General features: G+C 68.5%; 19 protein-coding genes. 11 read left to right on the top strand and 8 right to left on the bottom strand.

Translation table 11 applies throughout. The annotated features are described in order from the left end of the window. The first annotated feature begins 48 nt into the window (after positions 1 to 48). The 5 genes from ACLJQ7_RS06305 to ACLJQ7_RS06285 all read left to right on the top strand — a co-directional run bounded on the left by ACLJQ7_RS06305 (position 49) and on the right by ACLJQ7_RS06285 (position 4,080). On the top strand, positions 49 to 402 hold the full coding sequence (locus ACLJQ7_RS06305; protein ID WP_410647197.1) for a DUF485 domain-containing protein: 354 nt from the start codon (positions 49 to 51) through the stop codon (positions 400 to 402). After that, a complete protein-coding gene (locus ACLJQ7_RS06300) occupies positions 399 to 2,030 on the top strand; it encodes a cation acetate symporter (RefSeq protein WP_410647196.1) in 1,632 nt (543 codons plus the stop codon). Before ACLJQ7_RS06305 ends, ACLJQ7_RS06300 begins: the two co-directional genes overlap by 4 nt. 47 nt (positions 2,031 to 2,077) lie before the next feature. Beyond that, positions 2,078 to 2,428 carry a rhodanese-like domain-containing protein gene (locus ACLJQ7_RS06295; protein ID WP_125679193.1) on the top strand — a complete coding sequence of 117 codons (351 nt, stop codon included), beginning with the start codon at positions 2,078 to 2,080 and terminating at the stop codon, positions 2,426 to 2,428. A 35-nt stretch (positions 2,429 to 2,463) separates the two neighbouring features. Further along, positions 2,464 to 3,390 carry a DUF4328 domain-containing protein gene (locus ACLJQ7_RS06290; protein WP_410647849.1) on the top strand — a complete coding sequence of 309 codons (927 nt, stop codon included), beginning with the start codon at positions 2,464 to 2,466 and terminating at the stop codon, positions 3,388 to 3,390. A 381-nt stretch (positions 3,391 to 3,771) separates the two neighbouring features. Beyond that, positions 3,772 to 4,080 carry an antibiotic biosynthesis monooxygenase family protein gene (locus tag ACLJQ7_RS06285; protein ID WP_410647195.1) on the top strand — a complete coding sequence of 103 codons (309 nt, stop codon included), beginning with the start codon at positions 3,772 to 3,774 and terminating at the stop codon, positions 4,078 to 4,080. On the opposite strand, the gene ACLJQ7_RS06280 is transcribed toward ACLJQ7_RS06285, so the two are convergent. Next, on the bottom strand, positions 4,053 to 5,246 hold the full coding sequence (locus ACLJQ7_RS06280) for a cytochrome P450 (RefSeq protein WP_410647194.1): 1,194 nt from the start codon (positions 5,244 to 5,246) through the stop codon (positions 4,053 to 4,055). The two genes, ACLJQ7_RS06285 and ACLJQ7_RS06280, sit on opposite strands and share 28 nt — an antisense overlap. Before the next feature lie 72 nt (positions 5,247 to 5,318). Next, positions 5,319 to 5,531 carry a hypothetical protein gene (locus ACLJQ7_RS06275; protein WP_034309894.1) on the bottom strand — a complete coding sequence of 71 codons (213 nt, stop codon included), beginning with the start codon at positions 5,529 to 5,531 and terminating at the stop codon, positions 5,319 to 5,321. A 286-nt stretch (positions 5,532 to 5,817) separates the two neighbouring features. On the opposite strand from ACLJQ7_RS06275, the gene ACLJQ7_RS06270 reads away from it, so the two are divergent. The 4 genes from ACLJQ7_RS06270 to ACLJQ7_RS06255 all read left to right on the top strand — a co-directional run bounded on the left by ACLJQ7_RS06270 (position 5,818) and on the right by ACLJQ7_RS06255 (position 8,659). Beyond that, the gene (locus ACLJQ7_RS06270) at positions 5,818 to 6,699 is read left to right on the top strand and encodes a DUF5926 family protein (RefSeq protein ID WP_410647193.1); all 882 of its coding nucleotides are present in this window, start codon (positions 5,818 to 5,820) and stop codon (positions 6,697 to 6,699) included. 70 nt (positions 6,700 to 6,769) lie between these two features. Beyond that, positions 6,770 to 7,123, top strand: a complete 354-nt coding sequence (locus tag ACLJQ7_RS06265) for a DUF952 domain-containing protein (protein ID WP_410647192.1) — start codon at positions 6,770 to 6,772, stop codon at positions 7,121 to 7,123. A 184-nt stretch (positions 7,124 to 7,307) separates the two neighbouring features. Further along, a complete protein-coding gene (locus ACLJQ7_RS06260; RefSeq protein ID WP_410647848.1) occupies positions 7,308 to 7,820 on the top strand; it encodes a SigE family RNA polymerase sigma factor in 513 nt (170 codons plus the stop codon). Continuing rightward, the gene (locus ACLJQ7_RS06255) at positions 7,817 to 8,659 is read left to right on the top strand and encodes a hypothetical protein (RefSeq protein WP_410647191.1); all 843 of its coding nucleotides are present in this window, start codon (positions 7,817 to 7,819) and stop codon (positions 8,657 to 8,659) included. Before ACLJQ7_RS06260 ends, ACLJQ7_RS06255 begins: the two co-directional genes overlap by 4 nt. 75 nt (positions 8,660 to 8,734) lie before the next feature. On the opposite strand, the gene ACLJQ7_RS06250 is transcribed toward ACLJQ7_RS06255, so the two are convergent. From ACLJQ7_RS06250 to ACLJQ7_RS06240, 3 genes are all read right to left on the bottom strand, one after another. Further along, the gene (locus tag ACLJQ7_RS06250) at positions 8,735 to 9,286 is read right to left on the bottom strand and encodes a ferritin (RefSeq protein ID WP_410647190.1); all 552 of its coding nucleotides are present in this window, start codon (positions 9,284 to 9,286) and stop codon (positions 8,735 to 8,737) included. A gap of 157 nt (positions 9,287 to 9,443) precedes the next feature. Continuing rightward, positions 9,444 to 10,655: an arginine deiminase gene (locus ACLJQ7_RS06245; protein ID WP_410647189.1), complete on the bottom strand. Its 1,212-nt coding sequence runs from the start codon at positions 10,653 to 10,655 to the stop codon at positions 9,444 to 9,446. Between the two features lie 13 nt (positions 10,656 to 10,668). Further along, positions 10,669 to 11,466: a CPBP family intramembrane glutamic endopeptidase gene (locus tag ACLJQ7_RS06240; RefSeq protein WP_410647188.1), complete on the bottom strand. Its 798-nt coding sequence runs from the start codon at positions 11,464 to 11,466 to the stop codon at positions 10,669 to 10,671. A 23-nt stretch (positions 11,467 to 11,489) separates the two neighbouring features. Between ACLJQ7_RS06240 and ACLJQ7_RS06235 the strand changes: the two genes are divergently transcribed. Continuing rightward, positions 11,490 to 11,951, top strand: coding sequence for a PPOX class F420-dependent oxidoreductase (locus tag ACLJQ7_RS06235; protein WP_410647187.1), 462 nt, complete (start codon positions 11,490 to 11,492; stop codon positions 11,949 to 11,951). A 159-nt stretch (positions 11,952 to 12,110) separates the two neighbouring features. Here the strand turns inward: ACLJQ7_RS06235 and ACLJQ7_RS06230 are convergent, their stop codons facing one another. Further along, complete coding sequence (locus tag ACLJQ7_RS06230; RefSeq protein WP_410647186.1) at positions 12,111 to 12,902, bottom strand: DUF2470 domain-containing protein; 792 nt, start codon at positions 12,900 to 12,902, stop codon at positions 12,111 to 12,113. Between the two features lie 94 nt (positions 12,903 to 12,996). On the opposite strand from ACLJQ7_RS06230, the gene ACLJQ7_RS06225 reads away from it, so the two are divergent. Next, on the top strand, positions 12,997 to 14,004 hold the full coding sequence (locus ACLJQ7_RS06225) for a hypothetical protein (RefSeq protein ID WP_410647185.1): 1,008 nt from the start codon (positions 12,997 to 12,999) through the stop codon (positions 14,002 to 14,004). A 2-nt stretch (positions 14,005 to 14,006) separates the two neighbouring features. On the opposite strand, the gene ACLJQ7_RS06220 is transcribed toward ACLJQ7_RS06225, so the two are convergent. Together ACLJQ7_RS06220 and ACLJQ7_RS06215 are read right to left on the bottom strand one after the other, a co-directional pair. Next, positions 14,007 to 14,747 carry a hypothetical protein gene (locus ACLJQ7_RS06220; RefSeq protein ID WP_410647184.1) on the bottom strand — a complete coding sequence of 247 codons (741 nt, stop codon included), beginning with the start codon at positions 14,745 to 14,747 and terminating at the stop codon, positions 14,007 to 14,009. Between the two features lie 11 nt (positions 14,748 to 14,758). After that, positions 14,759 to 16,576: a substrate-binding and VWA domain-containing protein gene (locus ACLJQ7_RS06215; RefSeq protein ID WP_410647183.1), complete on the bottom strand. Its 1,818-nt coding sequence runs from the start codon at positions 16,574 to 16,576 to the stop codon at positions 14,759 to 14,761. Positions 16,577 to 16,686: the final 110 nt, after the last annotated feature.

The following is a 16,686-nucleotide window of genomic DNA, read 5'->3' as shown; positions in this document are numbered from 1 at the left end:
TTCGCGCCCCATGAGGGGCATGATCTTTCGTGACAACGAAGTCGTCGAATGGTCGCGGTAGACGGGAGGTCCGACGTGAGCGATACCGATCCGGAATCCGACTGGGAAAAGGTACAGGCGAGCCCTGAATTCACCGAGCTGCGACGAAGGCTGCGGGTATTCGTTTTCCCGGTCTCGGCCCTGTTCCTCCTCTGGTATCTGCTCTACGTGCTCCTCGCCGACTACGCGACCGAGTTCATGAGCACCAAGCTCTTCGGCAACATCACCGTCGGCCTGGTCTTCGGCCTGCTGCAGTTCGTGTCCACCTTCGTGATCACGGGCCTCTATGTCCGGTACGCGAACCGGAAACTCGATCCGCTCGCCGACAAGATCCGGCACGAGGTCGAAGGGACCGAACGGTGAATACGCTGGCAGCGGGCGTGCAGGGGAGCAATCCGGCGCTCAACATCACCATTTTCGCGATCTTCGTCGCGATCACCCTCGTGATCGTTTTCCGGGCGAGCCGGAATACGAAGACCGCGTCCGACTACTACGCCGCGGGCCGCGCGTTCACCGGTCCGCAGAACGGCATCGCGATCTCGGGCGACTACCTGTCCGCGGCGTCGTTCCTGGGTATCGCCGGTGCGATCGCGATCAACGGCTACGACGGTTTCCTCTACTCGATCGGGTTCCTCGTCGCGTGGCTGGTGGCGTTGCTGCTGGTCGCGGAACTGCTGCGCAACACCGGCAAGTTCACCATGGGCGACGTGCTGGCGTTCCGGATGAAGCAGCGTCCGGTCCGCGCGGCGGCCGCGATCTCCACGCTCGCCGTGTCGTTCTTCTACCTGCTCGCGCAGATGGCGGGGGCGGGCGGACTGGTGAACCTGCTGCTCGGCATCGAAGGGAACCTCGGCCAGGACCTGGTGATCGCCGTCGTCGGCGTGATCATGATCCTGTACGTGCTGATCGGCGGGATGAAGGGCACCACCTGGGTCCAGATCATCAAGGCCGTCCTGCTCATCGCGGGCACGTTCGCGATGACGCTGTGGGTGCTCGGGAAGTACGGCTTCAACCTGTCCAGCCTGTTCCAGGCCGCCGTCGACAAGGGCGGGCAGACCGGGGAAGCGCTGCTCGGGCCGGGCAAGCAGTACGGCAAGACCGGTACGACGAAGCTCGACTTCCTGTCGCTGGGCATCGCGCTGGTGCTCGGTACCGCGGGCCTGCCGCACGTGCTGATGCGCTTCTACACGGTGCCGACCGCGAAGGACGCACGCCGTTCGGTGGTTTGGGCGATCGCGCTGATCGGCATCTTCTACCTGTTCACCTTGGTGCTCGGCTACGGCGCGGGCGCGCTCGTCGGCCCGGACGTGATCGCGAAGGCGCCGGGGACGACCAACTCGGCGGCCCCGCTGCTGGCGCTCGAACTGGGCGGCCCGATCCTGCTCGGGTTCATCGCGGCGGTGGCGTTCGCGACGATCCTCGCGGTGGTCGCGGGCCTGACCATCACCGCGTCGGCGTCGTTCGCGCACGACGTCTACGCCAACGTGATCAAGAGGGGCAAGACCGCCCCGGACAGCGAAGTCCGCGTCGCGCGGATCACCGCGCTGGTGATCGGCGCGGTCGCGATCGTCGGCGGGATCCTCGCGAAGAACCAGAACGTGGCCTTCCTCGTGGCGCTCGCGTTCGCGGTGGCGGCGTCGGCGAACCTGCCGACGATCCTGTACTCGCTGTTCTGGAAGCGGTTCAACACCCAGGGCGCGCTGTGGAGCATCTACGGCGGGCTGAGCGTGTGCGTTCTCCTGATCGTGTTCTCGCCGGCGGTCTCGGGCAAACCCGTCGACCCGAAGACCGGGAAGAGCGCTTCGATGATCCAGGGCGTCGACTTCCACTGGTTCCCGCTGGACAACCCGGGCATCGTCTCGATCCCGGTCGCCTTCTTCCTCGGCTGGCTCGGGACCGTGCTGTCCAAGGAGCACAACCAGAAGAAGTACGCCGAGATGGAGGTCCGCTCGCTCACCGGTGTCGGAGCGGAAAAGGCGGTCCCGCATTGAGTCGCTCTTCACGCGCGCGCAACGGGACGGGATGCGAGGATGGCAGGGTGGTGAGCCCTGCTGACATCCCGACCGTCGCCGTCCGTGACCTGCCGAAGGACGGTGTCGCGCTCCTCGACGTCCGCGAGGACGACGAGTGGGCCGCCGGGCACGCCCCGGGTGCCAAGCACATCCCGATGGGTGAACTGCCCGCGCGCGTCGCCGAACTCGACGATCTGCCCGACGACCAGCCGGTTTACGTGATCTGCCGCAGTGGCGGCCGGTCCGCGCGCGCCGCCGCGTGGCTCAACGCGAGCGGCTGGGACGCGGTGAACGTCGCCGGCGGGATGGGTTCCTGGAAGCAGGAGGGGCGCCCGATGGTCGGCGACCATCCCGGCGTCGAACCCGAAGTGCTGTAACCGTGCAGCCTGGCCACTACCCGCCGAGAGCGCCACTGCCACCGGTGCGTCCCGCGCCGATGCGGCAGCCGGTGCGGCATCGCGTCCGCTGGGTCGCTTCGCCGCCGCCCGGCGCCTTGCCGCAGCGGCGCAAACCCGTGGCCGAGCACTACTCCGGTCCGCCGTCCTATCCTGTCCCGCCGCGATGGGGCTTCCCGAACCTGGTCTGGCGACGGCCGACCGCGGTCCCCGGGACGGCGTCCGGCGAGGTCACCGCGGGGGAACGGCTGCGGGTGATCACGCGCAGCCTCCTGCCGGTGCTGTGGATCTTCGCCGCTCTCGCCGTCGTCGCCTCGGCCGCCGAAATCTGGCGCTACGTCCTGCTCGTGCAGAGCCGCGACTCCGCGTTGTCGACGTCCGTCGTCTCGGTTTCCGACAGCTTCGTGATCACCGCGGGCCTGCTCACGACGATCCTTTCGCTGCTGCCGTCGGGGCTCACCGTGTGGTGGCTGCTCGTGGCCAGGCACGCCGCCGCGGACGTATGCGGCGAGGTGCCGCCGAGGCGGCAGTGGCAGGTGCTGGCGTTCGTGCTGGTGCCGGTGGTGAACCTGATCATGGTGCTGCCGATCGTCGCCGAACTCGAACACGCCGTCCTGCGCCGGACGCGGGAAACCCGGCCGAAACCGTCGCGGCTCGTGCTGATCTGGTGGGGCGTCTGGGCACTCAACTGGGTGCTGCTCGGGCTGGTCATCGTCTGGCGGTTCCGTGACGGCGTCCAGGCGCTGGCCGACGGGGTCGTCCTGGTCGCGCTGACCGATCTGGCCGCGGCCGGGCTCGCGGTGGTGACGGCGCTGCTCGTGAAGCGCATGTCCGGCTTGCTCGCGCCTGTGGCGGAGAAGCGCCTTCGGCTGCTTCGCGTGCTGAAGGTGGAGGGGGCGCCGGATCCGGAGCGGCGGGAGCGCCCGGCTTCTTCGGTGCGCTGACGCAACGTGTCGTCCGTCCAATCACGCGTGTCGTCCGCCGGATCACAGGTGCTGCCCCGTCCTTGACGCTCGCGCCGGGGTCGTGAGTGATAAAGGGGGTTAGAACGACCATCGCCACTCACGACCCCCGCGCCAAACACCCAAATCGGACACACGATGAAGCCTCTATGTCCTTTGTGGACAATTGGCGCCGTGATCGCGCTGCGACAGCCTCGAGGGGGAAGCTCTCTGATCGGGCACGCCGAAGCCGGACAGCGTCCTCGTGGACACTCCGGGCCTGACCTGCGGAAAGAGAGCAAGGGACCTTTGCTACCGCCTCAGCCGGCAAGTGAGCCAGGTCACCGTTGACCTCCAGCTCACTGGAGGTTCGAGACTGATGCCATGAGCGACGACGGCGTCACCTTCATCAATGTCTTCGAGATCCCCGCGGACCGCGTGGACGAGTTCGTCGAGACGTGGCGAGAGCGCGCGAAGCTGATGCGGGACGCGCCCGGTTTCCGTGACGCGAAGCTCCATCGGGCCCTGCTGCCGGATTCACGCTTCCAGCTGGTCAACGTCACGCACTACGACAGCAAGGAAGACTGGGAGGCGGCGGGCAAGAACCAGGTGTTCCAGGCGTCGACCGAACGCGCCGCGGAGGTCGCGACGCCCAACGCCGCGCTCTACGAAGTCGTCGTCGAGTACCCCTGAGCCGTGGTGACCCGGAGCGACCGCAGCCCGCGGATCACGAATTCGGGCCGCCGCTCCGGGGTTTCGGCGAGTCGCAGTCCCGGCAGCTTCGAGGCGAGGGAGCTCAGCGCGGCCGCGATCTCCACGCGCGCGAGTGGGGCGCCGACGCAGTAGTGGATGCCCATGCCGAAGCCGAGGTGCGCGTTCGGCGTACGGCCGATGTCGAGGGTGTCGGGCCGGTCGAAGACCTTCGGGTCCCGTGCGGCGGCGCCGAGGAGCGCGCCGATCTTCTCGCCCTCGGCCACCCGGAACCCGGCGACCTCGACGTCCGCGGTCGCCGTCCGCTCGAAGAGCTGGAGCGGCGCGTCGAAGCGGATCAGCTCCTCGACGCACGGGTCCAGCAGATCCGGGGACGCCACCAGCCGCTCCCACTGGTCGTGGTGGGTCAGCAGCGCGTTGACGCCGTTCCCGATGACGTTCACCGTCGCCTCGTGCCCGGCCATCAGGAGCAGCACGGCGGTCGCGACCAGTTCGTCCTCGGTGAGCTCGCTGCGCAGGAGATCGCTGACGATGTCGTCGCCGGGGGAGTCCGCGCGCTGCTTCGCGACATCACGTAGGTACTCGACGAACTCCGCCGCTGCGGCTTCGGCGGCGTCGCGCTTCTCCTCGGCGAGCCCGTATTCGTACATCTTCACGATGTGGTTCGAAAGGGTGACCATGCGCGGGCCGTCCTCGATCGGGACGCCCAGGAGCTCCGCGATGACCGCGACGGGCAGCGGCTGCGCGAGATGCGCCAGCAGGTCGGCCGAGCCGGTTTCGGCGATCTCGGCGGCGAGGCGGGCGACCATGCCGTCGGCGAGTTCGGTGACCATCGGCCGCAGCCGCTGCACGTGCCCGCGCCCGAACGCGCCCGCGATCACCCGCCGTAACCGCGTGTGGGCGGGCGGCTCGTTCTCCAGCAGCGAGTTGCGGTGCAGCAGGTTGAACGACGCGAACCGTTCCACCGGCAGCGCGTCCTGCCAGATCCGGCCGAGTCCGCGATGCCGCAGGACGGCGGCCGACGCCGCGTGCGACACCGCCACGGCGATGCCGAGACCCTCGTGCCGGTGGACTTCGCCGCGCTCGCGGAGGTCGGCGAAATACGGGTACGGATTCGCGAGGAAGGCCGGGTCGGCGAGGTCGAACACTCGCCGACTTTAACCCGGCCTCGCCGCGACCGTGTCGCGCCGGGAGCCCACCCCGACGCGGTCACAGACTCATCAATACAGCCACCAGCCCGGGTGGCCGTGGTGGTGATGGAAATAATGATGGTGGTGGTAGTGGCCGAAACAGAGCAGCAGGCAGCGTGCCTCGTCGCTCTTCTCGGCCTGGGGCGCGGCGGCCGAAGCCATGCCCACCGTGGGGCCCGCCACCAGCAGTCCGAGTGCCACGGGCAAGGCCGCCAGCGCGGCCCGACGCTTGGAGTTGCTCATCTTTGATCCCTTCTCGTGGTTCGGCGCGATCAGCGCCAAGATCAAGTATTCGCCGAAATACGGGGAAAGGGCAGGGTCGTCACCCGCGGTTAGATCATCCGAATTGCGGCGGCCTTCCGCTGTCACGTTTCCGTGGTACCCGGATGGCCGCTGAAACCCATCGATCCGGTCGATCCGGCGGCCTGCCGGGTGTCGTCCGCATCGGCTTCGTCACCAACCCCGGGGGCCTTACGAGACGCGTGCCTTCCCGCGATAGCGTTCCGAACCGAGCTTTGAGGAGGCTGACGTGGGCAAGGGTTCGCGCAAGAAGGGTCCCAAGACGACCTCGGACCGCAAGCCGAAGGTGCGCGACGTCTTCGTCGGCCAGCCCTTCGAGGGGCTCGCGGCGGAGTCCGAGCTGATCGCGCTGCGCGAGTTCGTCCCGTCGGCGACGGCGACGATCGCGCTGGGCTCCGGCGAGAAGGTCACCCTCGGCACGGTGCTGCCGATGGCGGCGGCCGCGTTCGTCCGGTCCGACGGTGAGCGCTACATCGGGATGCAGGTGCAGACCCGGTCCTCGGACATCAGCCGCGACCTCGGCCGCGCGCTGCGGTGGGTGCTGGACGCGAAGGAAGGTGACGTGCTGTCCGTGCCGGACACCACGACGCCGCCCACCGCCGACGAGAAGGCCCGTCTCCAGGACCTGCTCGACGTGAACGCCGAACTCGACGTCACGCTCTACAACGACTTCGCCTGGTGGCTCCCCGAGGACGCCGACGCGAGCGGAGACGTCGCGCTGTCGCTGGAGCGCGCGAACGCGGCGATCATGCCGACCGAACGCCTCGGCGCGGGCGCGTACTGGGTGCTCGCCGGCGAGAAGGCACACCTGCGCTGGGTCCGCCCGGAACCGGAGAACCTGCTGCTGCAAGCGCTTGCGAGGCTGTCCGCGGCCGGTGAGCTGAACCTCGGCGAGGGCTCCCGCTACGCCGGTTCGTTCCGCGCGCACGGGCTGCTCGTCCCGGTGTGGGACCTCGACACCGAGGCCCACGCCCGCGAGTGGGCCGACGCGAAGGACCAGCTCGGCGTCCGGCTCGAGGCCGCGCTGAAGTCGCTCGACACCGAGCCGCTCAACGCCGCCGAGCGGCGCTCGCGCGACGGCCTGATCGGCCGCCAGCTCACCATCCGCTGACCCTCCCGCGCGTTTCGTCCTCTGAATGCGGCCTCCGCATCCAGAGGACGAAATGCGCGAGGATGGGTGCGTGATCCTCCATATCTGCCCCAAGGCCGACTGGGCCGCGGTGCCCGAAGGCGGCGTCTACACCGCCGCGTCGCTCGACTCCGACGGCTTCATCCACTGCTCGGACCCCGGAACGGCGCATATCCCGGCCAACGCCGTCTTTCCCGGCCGCACCGATCTGCTGCTGCTGGAAATCGACCCGGCGCTCGTCGGCGCGCCCGTGGTCTGGGAGGACGGCGACCCGCCGCATCCGGCCGGTCTCCAGTTCCCCCACGTGTACGGGCCGATACCCCGTAACGCCGTGGTGGCCGTCCACGAATTCCCTGTTCAGGGGGACGGTACGTTCAGAATTCCCGACTCCGTGTCGAGGCGTTGAACAGGCGTCCCTCGAATCGGTGCGCGGCAAGAGACAACCTGTGGGGGCCGTCATGCGTTTCGGGAGAGGTGAGCCAGGCGAACCTGGCCGGGTGACCCCGGGAGGAGGCGATACGGTGACCGCTGCCGCGACGGTCGTACCGGGGACGGACGTCTGGGGGGCCGGCGAGAGCCGCAGGAGTGACGTGCCGGGTGAACTCATCGACTTCGGCGACTTCGTGAGGACCAGCCTCCCGGGTCTGCTGAGGTACGGCCACGCCCTCACCGGAAACCCGCACGACGCCGCCGACCTGGTCCAGACCGTGCTGGAGAAGATCGGTTCCCGCTGGTCGTACGTCCAGCACAAGACCGGCGACCCGATGGCCTACATCCGCCGTTCGATGGCCAACGCGCATATCAGCCGCTGGCGCCGGACCAAACGCGAGAGCCTGGTCGCCGACCTGCCGGACACCCAGCCGTACAGTCCGGCCGACCCGTTCGAGCACGAGCCGCTGTGGCAGGCGTTACGTGCGCTGCCGCCGCGGCAACGCGCGGTTATGGTCCTGCGTTACTACGAAGGCCTGTCCGAAGCGGAGATCGCGGATTCGCTCGGGATCAGCCAGGGCACCGTCAAAAGCCAGGCGAGCAAGGCGATCGCGTCGCTGCGCACGAAGCTCGCCCTGATCGAGCCCAAGGACGAAGGGAGGGAAGCGGGATGAACATGTCCGACGAGGACGTGCAGCGGAAGCTGCGTGACCTGTTCTCTGATGAGCGGATGAGCGTGGGATCCACGCTGAATCCCGAGGTGATCGTCGAGGGCGCCCGCCGTCGACGGCGCCGCCGCCAGCTGACGCAGACGACGAGCGGGTTGGCCGCCGCGGTGGTCCTGCTGGCCGGCGGGGTCACGATTTTCACGATCCACGACAAGGACAACGGCGCGGCCTTTCCCGGCGGCGACCAGCTCACCATGGGGGCGGCCTCGTCGAGCCTCGCCCAGCCTGGGCCAGGGAGTTCCGCGCCGCCGGTTTCCGCTCCGGCGGCGTCGACGAACCCGACGTCCGCGCCGCCGTCGTCGACGGTCTCCGGCGGGCCGGTCAAGCCGCCGAAGAGCAGCGCCGCCACGAACCCGTCGACACCGCGGAAGGTGACCACCGGCGCGCTGCTGACCCCGGCCGGCTTCGGCAAGCTCCGGCTCGGGATGAGCGAGGAGGAGGCGGAAGCCGCCGCCGGCCCGCTGCGCGCGAAGGATTGGCGGCAAGCCTGCGTCTACGGCTACGTGGAGGGGGCCGCCGTTCCGGGGCCGACTTCGGTGTCGCTGACCGAGGCCGACGGGATCACCGTCATCAACCCCTCCGGTGCGGTGCACACCCCGGAGGGGATCGGGGTCGGTTCGACCGAGGCGGACATTCTCGCCGCCTACCCCGGTGGCACCAAGAACGGCAACGCCTACTTCGCGCCGATCAATTCGGTGAGCGCGTACCGGATCGCGCTGGGCAACGACGGGTCGGTCCTCGGCATCCTGCTGACCCGGATCGAGCAGAGCTGTCAGTTCAGCTGACGGGACGAAGAAAACCCGGGCTTCTCCAAGGGGGAGAGCCCGGGTTTTCCCGTGGTGGGAGCGTTGGTCAGTGCGTCAGAGCGCGCCGCCCGCGACCGGGGGCATCCCCGAGTCGGCGCCGCCGTCCCCGACGGATTCACGGTGCAGGTGGTTCTCCACCTCGAACAGGTTGCCGTTCGCGCGCTTGACGATGTTGAGCAGCGTGGACATCTGGGAGATCTCCTCGACCTGCTCCTTGAGGAACCATTGCGTGAACTGCTCGCCGATGTAGTCCTCTTCGGCGCGGGCGGCCTTGGCCAGCTGCTGGATGTCGGTCGCGACGCCCTTCTCCTGCTGCAGCGCGAGCTCGATCAGCTCGGTGACGTCGGAGAAGTCGTTGCGCACGTCGCCGGTGCCGGGGATCTCCACGTGGTGGTCGGTGTCCAGCATGTACTGGACGAGCGCCATCGCGTGGTTCCGCTCCTCGACGGACTGCTTGTAGAAATGCTTCGCGAGCTGCGGCAGGTCCTCGGCGTCGAACCAGACCGCCAGCGCGATGTACTGCTGGGAGGCGTTGAACTCGTTGTGGATCTGCGCCTGCAGCAGTTCGTAGAACTTCGAGCGCGGTTGCTTCTTGAGGAGGGCCATGTGTTCGACGATACGTCAGGTCCTTATTCGATTTCCACTTTTATCTGGTGACCTGCCCCCTATTAGGTTAGTATTCCCAATACTAGGTTCGCCTCAATTAAGTAAGCCTTCCCTAATCGAGCGAAATCAATTAGGGAAGGCTTACTTTATTTCCGGGTCAGATGCTTTCGCGCCGGATGGGGCACGACATGCAGCGCGGCCCGCCGCGGCCGGAGCCCAGCTCGGAGCCGGTGATGGCCAGTACTTCGATACCGGCTTCGACCAAGCGCGCGTTGGTTTCCACGTTTCGTTCGTACCCGACGACGACGCCGGGCGCGAGGGCGAGGGTGTTGTTCCCGTCGTCCCATTGCTCGCGTTCCGCGGTGACCGGATCGAGCCCGGTGTCGATGACGCGGAGCCGGTCGATTCCCATTGCCTCGGCGGCCGCGGCGAGGAATGGGGCCGGGCCTTCCACCTTCACGGAACCGTCGTCGGTGGGCCGCATCGTGAACGCGGTCAGTGAATCGCGGGAAAGCGGATACATGACGACGGCGTCGGCGTCGACCATCGTGCAGACGGTGTCCAGATGCATGGTCGCGCGGGTCTGCTGGATGGGGACGGCGAGCACGGTGTGCGCGATCCCGTCGGCGAAGACCGAGCGCGCGAGGGACTCCGCGCCCGCCGCGGTCGTCCGCTCGCCGACGCCGATGGCCAGGACTCCCGGCGAGAGCAGCATGACGTCGCCGCCCTCGATCGGCGCCGAATGCGCGCCGTACGCGCGGGACGCGTGGCGGAACCACGGGTGGTAGGCGTAGATGAGGTCCAGTACCGCGGTCTCGCGGACCCGGGCGGGCATGGTCAGCGAGGAGACCGCGACCCGGTCGCCGATCCACGCCGACGAGTCACGGGTGAACAGCAGGTTCGGCAGGGGATCGACGGCGAAGTCGTTCGGGTGGTTCATCAGCCGGACCAGCGAGGCGCCCTCGGCGGCGGGCAGCTCCTCGAAGGTCATCCCCGCCATCAGGACCTCGGCCAGCGTCGCCGGGGCGACGCTCGACAGATGGGAACGGAGCGAATCGGCAAGGTCGGGCCCGAGCCGCCGCTCGTCGACCGCCGCGTGCACCCCGGCCGCGTGGGCGCGGGTGTCGGCGAGCGCCGTGCGCAGCGCGTCGGCCAGCAGCAGCACCTCGACACCTCGGCCGCGCAGCACCTCGGCGAACGCGTCGTGCTCCTCCTGCGCGCGGTCCACCCAGGGGATGGAATCGAACAGGAGCTGGTCGTTGTTGCGAGGCGTGAGCCTTTTGAGCTCGTTGCCGGGCCTGTGCAGCAGGACCGCACGCAGGGGGCCGACTTCGCTGTCAACTCGGGGTGGAGTCGTCTCGTCAATCACTGGTTCACACTAGCTAGGGAAGCCAGGAAACTCGCCCTTTGAGCAGCGCGTATCCGACGAAGGAAACGAAATCCAGCGCGGTGTGCGCGGCGATCAGCGGCCACAGCCGGTTCGTCCTCTGCCACAGCCTGCCGAACACCAGGCCCATCACGACATTGCCGACGAAACCGCCGAAACCCTGATACAGGTGATACGACCCGCGAAGCACCGAAGACGCGACCAGCGAGGTGTTCTCACGCCAGCCGAGCTGCCGCAGCCTGGTCAGCAGGTACGCGACGACGAGCACTTCTTCGGCGAACGCGTTCCCGAAGGCCGACAACGTCAGCGTGATCGGACGCCACCACGTCTCGCCCAAAGTGGACGGTTGCACCGACAGGCTGAACCCGAGGCCGTAGGAGAGGAAGTATAGGCCCAGCCCCGGAATCCCGATCACGGCGGCGAGCAGCAATCCGTGGACGACGTCGCGGCCCGGGCGCTGTTTGTCGAGGCCGATCTGCGCGAGTTTCATCCCGCCGCGCCACAGCAGGTACAGCCCGAGCGCGCCCCAGCCGACCAGTTGACCGGCGCTCAGGAGCTGCTTGAGCAGGTCGACGAGGCTCAGGGTCGCCTGGGGAACGTTCAGCTGGGCCTGTTGCTGCGCCAGCGGCACCGGCTGGAGCAGCGAGTCCACAAGGGACAGCAAGCTGCGCAGCCCGGAGAGGCCGAGGGTGATGCCGAAGACGACGACCAGTTCGATGACGATCGCGCGGCGGCGCGCCGGGTCTTCCACGAATTCCGGCAGCGCCGGGCGTTCGGGACGCAGCCAGCTCATCGGCCGCACGTTACCGTCGAGTCATGCCAAGGAGCATCGCGACCAACGAAACCGTCGACCGTGCCGCGCTCGTCGACTTCCTGTCCACCCGTCACCGCGCCATCCTGATGACCACGAAGGCCGACGGCGGCCCCCAGCTTTCCCCGGTGACCTGCGGTGTCGACGCCGAAGGCCGGCTGGTCATCTCCACGTACCCGAAGCGGGCGAAGGTCGTCAACGTGCGACGCGAGCCGAAGGTGTCCGCCTGTGTCCTTTCCGACGAGTGGAACGACCAGTGGGTCCAGCTGAACGGCACCGCCGAGGTACTCGACCTGCCCGACTCGGTCGAGCCGCTGGTCGACTACTTCCGCGCGATCTCGGGCGAGCACCCCGACTGGGACGAGTACCGCGAAGCGATGGTGAAGCAGGGCAAGAGCATCATCCGCGTCACCATCGAATCGTGGGGCCCGATCGCCAAGGGCGGTTTCCCGGCTGAGCTGGCCTAGGCGGTGTCCGGTAGGTCTGTTCGAGGGGCCTTCGTGATCCAGGTGGTTCCTGGCGGTGCGGGCGGTTCGGCCTCGTACCGGGTTGTACTCGGCTGAGCCGTCCGTGCCGTCAGGGGCCGCGTGGGCGCGAAGACCGCGGACAGACCTACCGGACACCGTCTAACCCTGCGGGAAATACGGGCAGCCGACGAGACGGCGGATCTCGCCGCTCAGCTGCTGCGGCCCTTCGACCGGACGCGAGAACGCGAGCCGGACGTCGTGGTCGCCGGAGTCGGCCTCGACCCGCAGCCGCAGCCCGTAGCGGTCCAGCCCGAGCGGCCGGATCCATCCGCCGCGCAGTTCGGCGGGCACGTGCTTGGCGAGCTGCTGGACGACGTCGGCGTGGTCGGTCTCCAGATGCCGCAGCCACGCGGCCTCGTAGTCGTGGAACGGATCCGGCGGCGCGGCGCTGAACATGTGCGGCCGCAGCGAATGCGTGCCCTCGGCGTCGGCGAGCACAAGCGACGCCGGGGTCAGCCGCAGCAGGGTCAGGCCGTGCCCGACGTCCAGCAGCCGCTCGTCCGGCCGGGTCTCGGCGATGGAGACCGCGCGGGCCCGTGCCGAAACCTCGGAGAGCGGGCGGAGCCAGCCCGTGATCCACAGGAGCCCGCGGATGGGTTCCCGCAGGTCGACCGGCGCCTGGTCGGTCAGTTCGACCATCACCGCGAGCTCGCCGCGCTGGGCCTCGTGCGCGCGTTTCACCAGGTGGTGCTCATCCGGTAGCAGGATGCTGACGCTGCCGCTCGTATGCACGTGGTGCAGCTCGGGGATGACACGGCCGCACTGTCCTGGCTGGTCACGCTGCTCCGCGGTCGGCATCAGCGTCGCCGGCCCGTTGCGGGTGGCGATCGTCTTCGCGCGTTCGGCGGGGTTCGGCGCCGGCGGGCGGCGGATGGACGTCGGTGTGGTCACGGCTCACCTCCTAGTTAGGTGAGCCTAACCTGATCTGGCCGCCGAGTGGAAGTAGCGTGGATCACGTCTCGCCGCTCGCGTATAGGTTGACCAGGTGGAAGCCCACAGAATCCGGGTGCTCGAACCACCCGAAGGGATTCCGGCGAAGAACATGCCGGTCCTGGTGCCCCTGCTCGACCGCAACACCGTCACCGCCGGGACGATGGCCATCGCGACCGGCCTGCTCGTGGCGCTGGGCGTCGTGCTCGCGGTCTCCGGGGGACACGGGATCGCCGTGCCCCTAACCCTGCTGGTGTTCATGACACCGTCTTCGCTCTACTTCGGCTACTTCGCCCTTGCCGGATCCTCCTCGATGCGGAAACTCACCGGCAAACCGTTCCGCCTGGTGAGCGGGCTGGACGGCGCCGTCGTCGCCGGTTCGCGGGTGAGCGTTCCCCTGGACGGGCGGTGGCTCGTCGTGCGGTTCCCCGCCCCGCTCCGGGCGCAACTCGCGGCCCAGCGACGGCTCTGGGTGCTCGGCCCGTTCGTCATGCTGCCCGGTGTCGTCGTCCCGCGCCGTGGCGCGATCCGCGACGCCCCGGTGAAGGGCTCGGTCCCGTTCGCCTTCGAACCGGTGTCGCCTGGCCGGATGCTCGCGAAGCAGCGGCGATTGCTTTCGGCGTACTACTTCCTCAGTGTCGTGATGCTGCTCGTCGCGAGCGCGTTCGGCTTCTGGACGTCGGCGGACTATCCGCGGCGGGACAGCGCTCTGGTGAAGACCACGTGGTTTTTCGGCTACGGCTTCGCGGTAGGCGCCCTCGGGCTCGCGATAGTCGTCGTGGTGCTGCTCAGGAAGCTGCCCGAACCGCGATGGACCGAACTCGCCGTCGTGTCCGGGCCGGCGTCGATCAGCTTCTTCGGCATGGTCACCGTGAAGGGCCGGACGGTCCTGCCCGACGGCCGCGAGGTCACCGTCACCGCCGGTGGTTCGGATCAGTCGCTGGCCGCGAACATCGCCGCGACCGGACGGCTGTGGGTGCTCGGCGTGCCCGCGGCAGGGAAGACGGTGAAGGCCGGAGTGCCCGGTCACGCGGTCTTCGGACCGGTCCGCTTCGGCCGGTGACGTCAGCCGAGGGAGCGTCTCGTCGCCTCCTCGGTCTCCACGACACCTCGCCGGATCCCTTCCAGTTGTTCGCTCAGCTCGCCGATGGTCGTCGTGTCGAGCAGCGAATCGCCGGTGGCGGCCGACAATTCGGCCGCCCTGGCGACCAGGCCGTCGAGCCCGAGCGCGCCGGATCGCAGCTGTGCCAGCAGTTTCCGTTGCGCACTCGTAAGCCGCGCGTGCACGTCTTCCTGTGCTTGCACGGCTTCGAGCGACTGGGTCAGGTCGCCGCGGATGTCGTCGTCGGCGGTCTTGAGGTCCTTTCGCAGCCGGGCTTTCTCCGCCGACACGGCGCCGAGGTCCACACGCGCCAGCGCCTTCCCGGTGGCGGACGTGCGGGCGGCCAGTCGCCGGAGGGTGTCGACGGTTTCCCGCACCACCGGTTCCATGTCGGCCACCCGATCGGCGAGCGGTCCGGTGTCGAGCGAAGCGGAGATCGACCGGAAACCATCGGCCGCGGCTTCCGCGCGCCGCAGCCAATCCGCTTCCGGGGAACCGGACTCGACGTCGGGGAGTGGCCGTTCTTCGGGCTCCGACAGGGGTTTCGGCCGCGTGGCGGCGGCGACCCCGGCGCGGGCGGCCAGCACCGTCACGCCGACACCGAGCGCGGCGAGCACCGGCAGCTGCACGGCCCAGGCCGCACCCGCCGACGTCGCCGCGAGGAGCAGTCCCCACGGTTCGGCTAGTTCACGGGCGAAACGCATGACCGAGGATCTCAGAAATTCGAAATAACGGCGGTGAAGACCTGGTCGATCGAGTCCGGTTTGGACGAGTCGTACCCGACCCCCTGGGTGGTCTCGGCGATCTCTTTAAGCACGTTCAGGTCCGCGTCGGAGCCGTAGGCGATCGTGAACATCCGCACCGCTTCGCCGCCGCCCTCGGTCCGCAGCTGCCCGACGAGGTTCGGCAGGTCGATCCCGCCCGGATCCTCGTTCCGGCCGTCGGTGAGCACGACGACGGCGTTGATCGCGTTCGGATCGAGCCGCTGCTTCATAAATTCGTAGGCCGCGAGCGACGAGTCGTAGAGCCCCGTCCCGTTCTGCGGCGTCAGCCCGTTCAGCCGTGCCGCAAGTTCCTGTCTGCCCGGCTCACCGCCGATCGGCGACACCGGCCGCAGCTCCACGAAGTCCTTGTCGCCGTCGAGTTTCGTCGAGAACATCCACAGCCCGACCTTGTCCGCGTCGCTGAACTGCGGCAACGACGCCACGGCCGCCTGCTTCGCGAGATCCATCTTGTTCTTCCCGGTCCCGCCGACACCGTCACCCATCGACCCGGAGACGTCGACGACCAGCAGCACGTTCGCCTTCTTCCGCAGGTCCTTCCACGACTTCAGCACCTCGGTCAGCACCGGCGGGCTCGGCGGGCGGATGAGGTTGAGCTTCGAATCCGGCTCGGCGCCGTTCTCCTTCGTGGTCTGCGAGCCGGGTTTGCCGTCGAACGTGCGGAAACCGATGTCGCTGAACTTCTGCTGCGCCTCGGCGCCGCGCAGATGCGCGAGGAAGTCCGCCGCGATCTGCTTGTGGAGGTCGTCGGCCCAGTTCAGCACGGTGAACGGGTGATCGGAGTTGAGCGTGCCGTCGCTCGGGTAGATCCCGACGAGCGGCACCTTCGGCGGCGCGTGCTGACCGCGTTTCGCCGGGTCGTTGGTGGGATTGCCCTGGTTGTAGCCGACGAGCGAGTTCTCCTCGACCGTCACCGCCGAGATGTACGACATCGCGGCGCCGCGGTCGTCGGCCTTCTGCAGGTTCGTCAGAAACGTCAGCGTGTTGTCGCCGTAGTGGACGATGGCCTGCTCGACGTTCTGCACGAACGTCCGCGCCTCCGGCTTCGCGAGCGCGTTCGCGGTGAGGTCCGAAGAGGTGCCCGTCGCCGCGTAGTAGGCGCCGATGGTGGCGTTGAGGCCGGAGGTCGAGATGTTCGGGTTCGTCTTGCCCAGCCGGAACTTCCCCCACTCCGGATGGCCGTACTTCGCCCAGCCCTGCGGATCCGTGGCCAGCGCGGCGAGATCCTTCCAGCCGATGCCCTTGCCCGGCCAGCCGAGCGCCTCGGCCATCGGTTTCGGCATCGCGACGACCAGCGGCGCGTTCGCGACCGATTCCGGGTCGCCCTCGGGTACCAGCGCGGGGTGGTCGGAGCCGGTGAGGTTCTGGCGCAACAGGTTCATCCAGCCGGACGCGGCGGGCGTCCAGACGTCCGGACGCGGACCGTCCACCGCCTCGTTCCAGCCGCGGGCCAGCGCCTGCATCGCCGTACCGGACGATTTCGACTGCACGAGCACGTCCACGCAGCGTCCGGCCACCGTGCGGCCGCTGTAACCCTTGGCGATCTCGGCGACCACGCCCGCCTTCTCCGGCGAGGACGACACCTGCAGCTTGACGGCGTCGCCCGTCGTGCACTTCGCTTCCGCGGCTTCCTCACCGGAATCGCTCGTGAGCGCGCGCAAACCGATGATCAACCCGATCGCGACCACCGCGGCGGCCACGAACGCCAGGACCTTGCGGCCGCCGCGGGACTGCCCTGGATTCACGACCATGGAGAACCTCCCGGTGAGAAACACCGATTATCCGGAGGTTTCGCCTTGCCAGGCTCGGCGTTGCCGAACCGTTGCGGCGGTGGCGGTACTTATCCCGCCACCGCCTCGCA

This window comes from Amycolatopsis sp. cmx-4-54, from assembly GCF_046548895.1.
Classification (GTDB): Bacteria; Actinomycetota; Actinomycetes; order Mycobacteriales; family Pseudonocardiaceae; genus Amycolatopsis.
The sequence above is the reverse complement of the archived record's forward strand: the minus strand, read 5'-3'. Positions and strand labels throughout refer to the sequence as shown.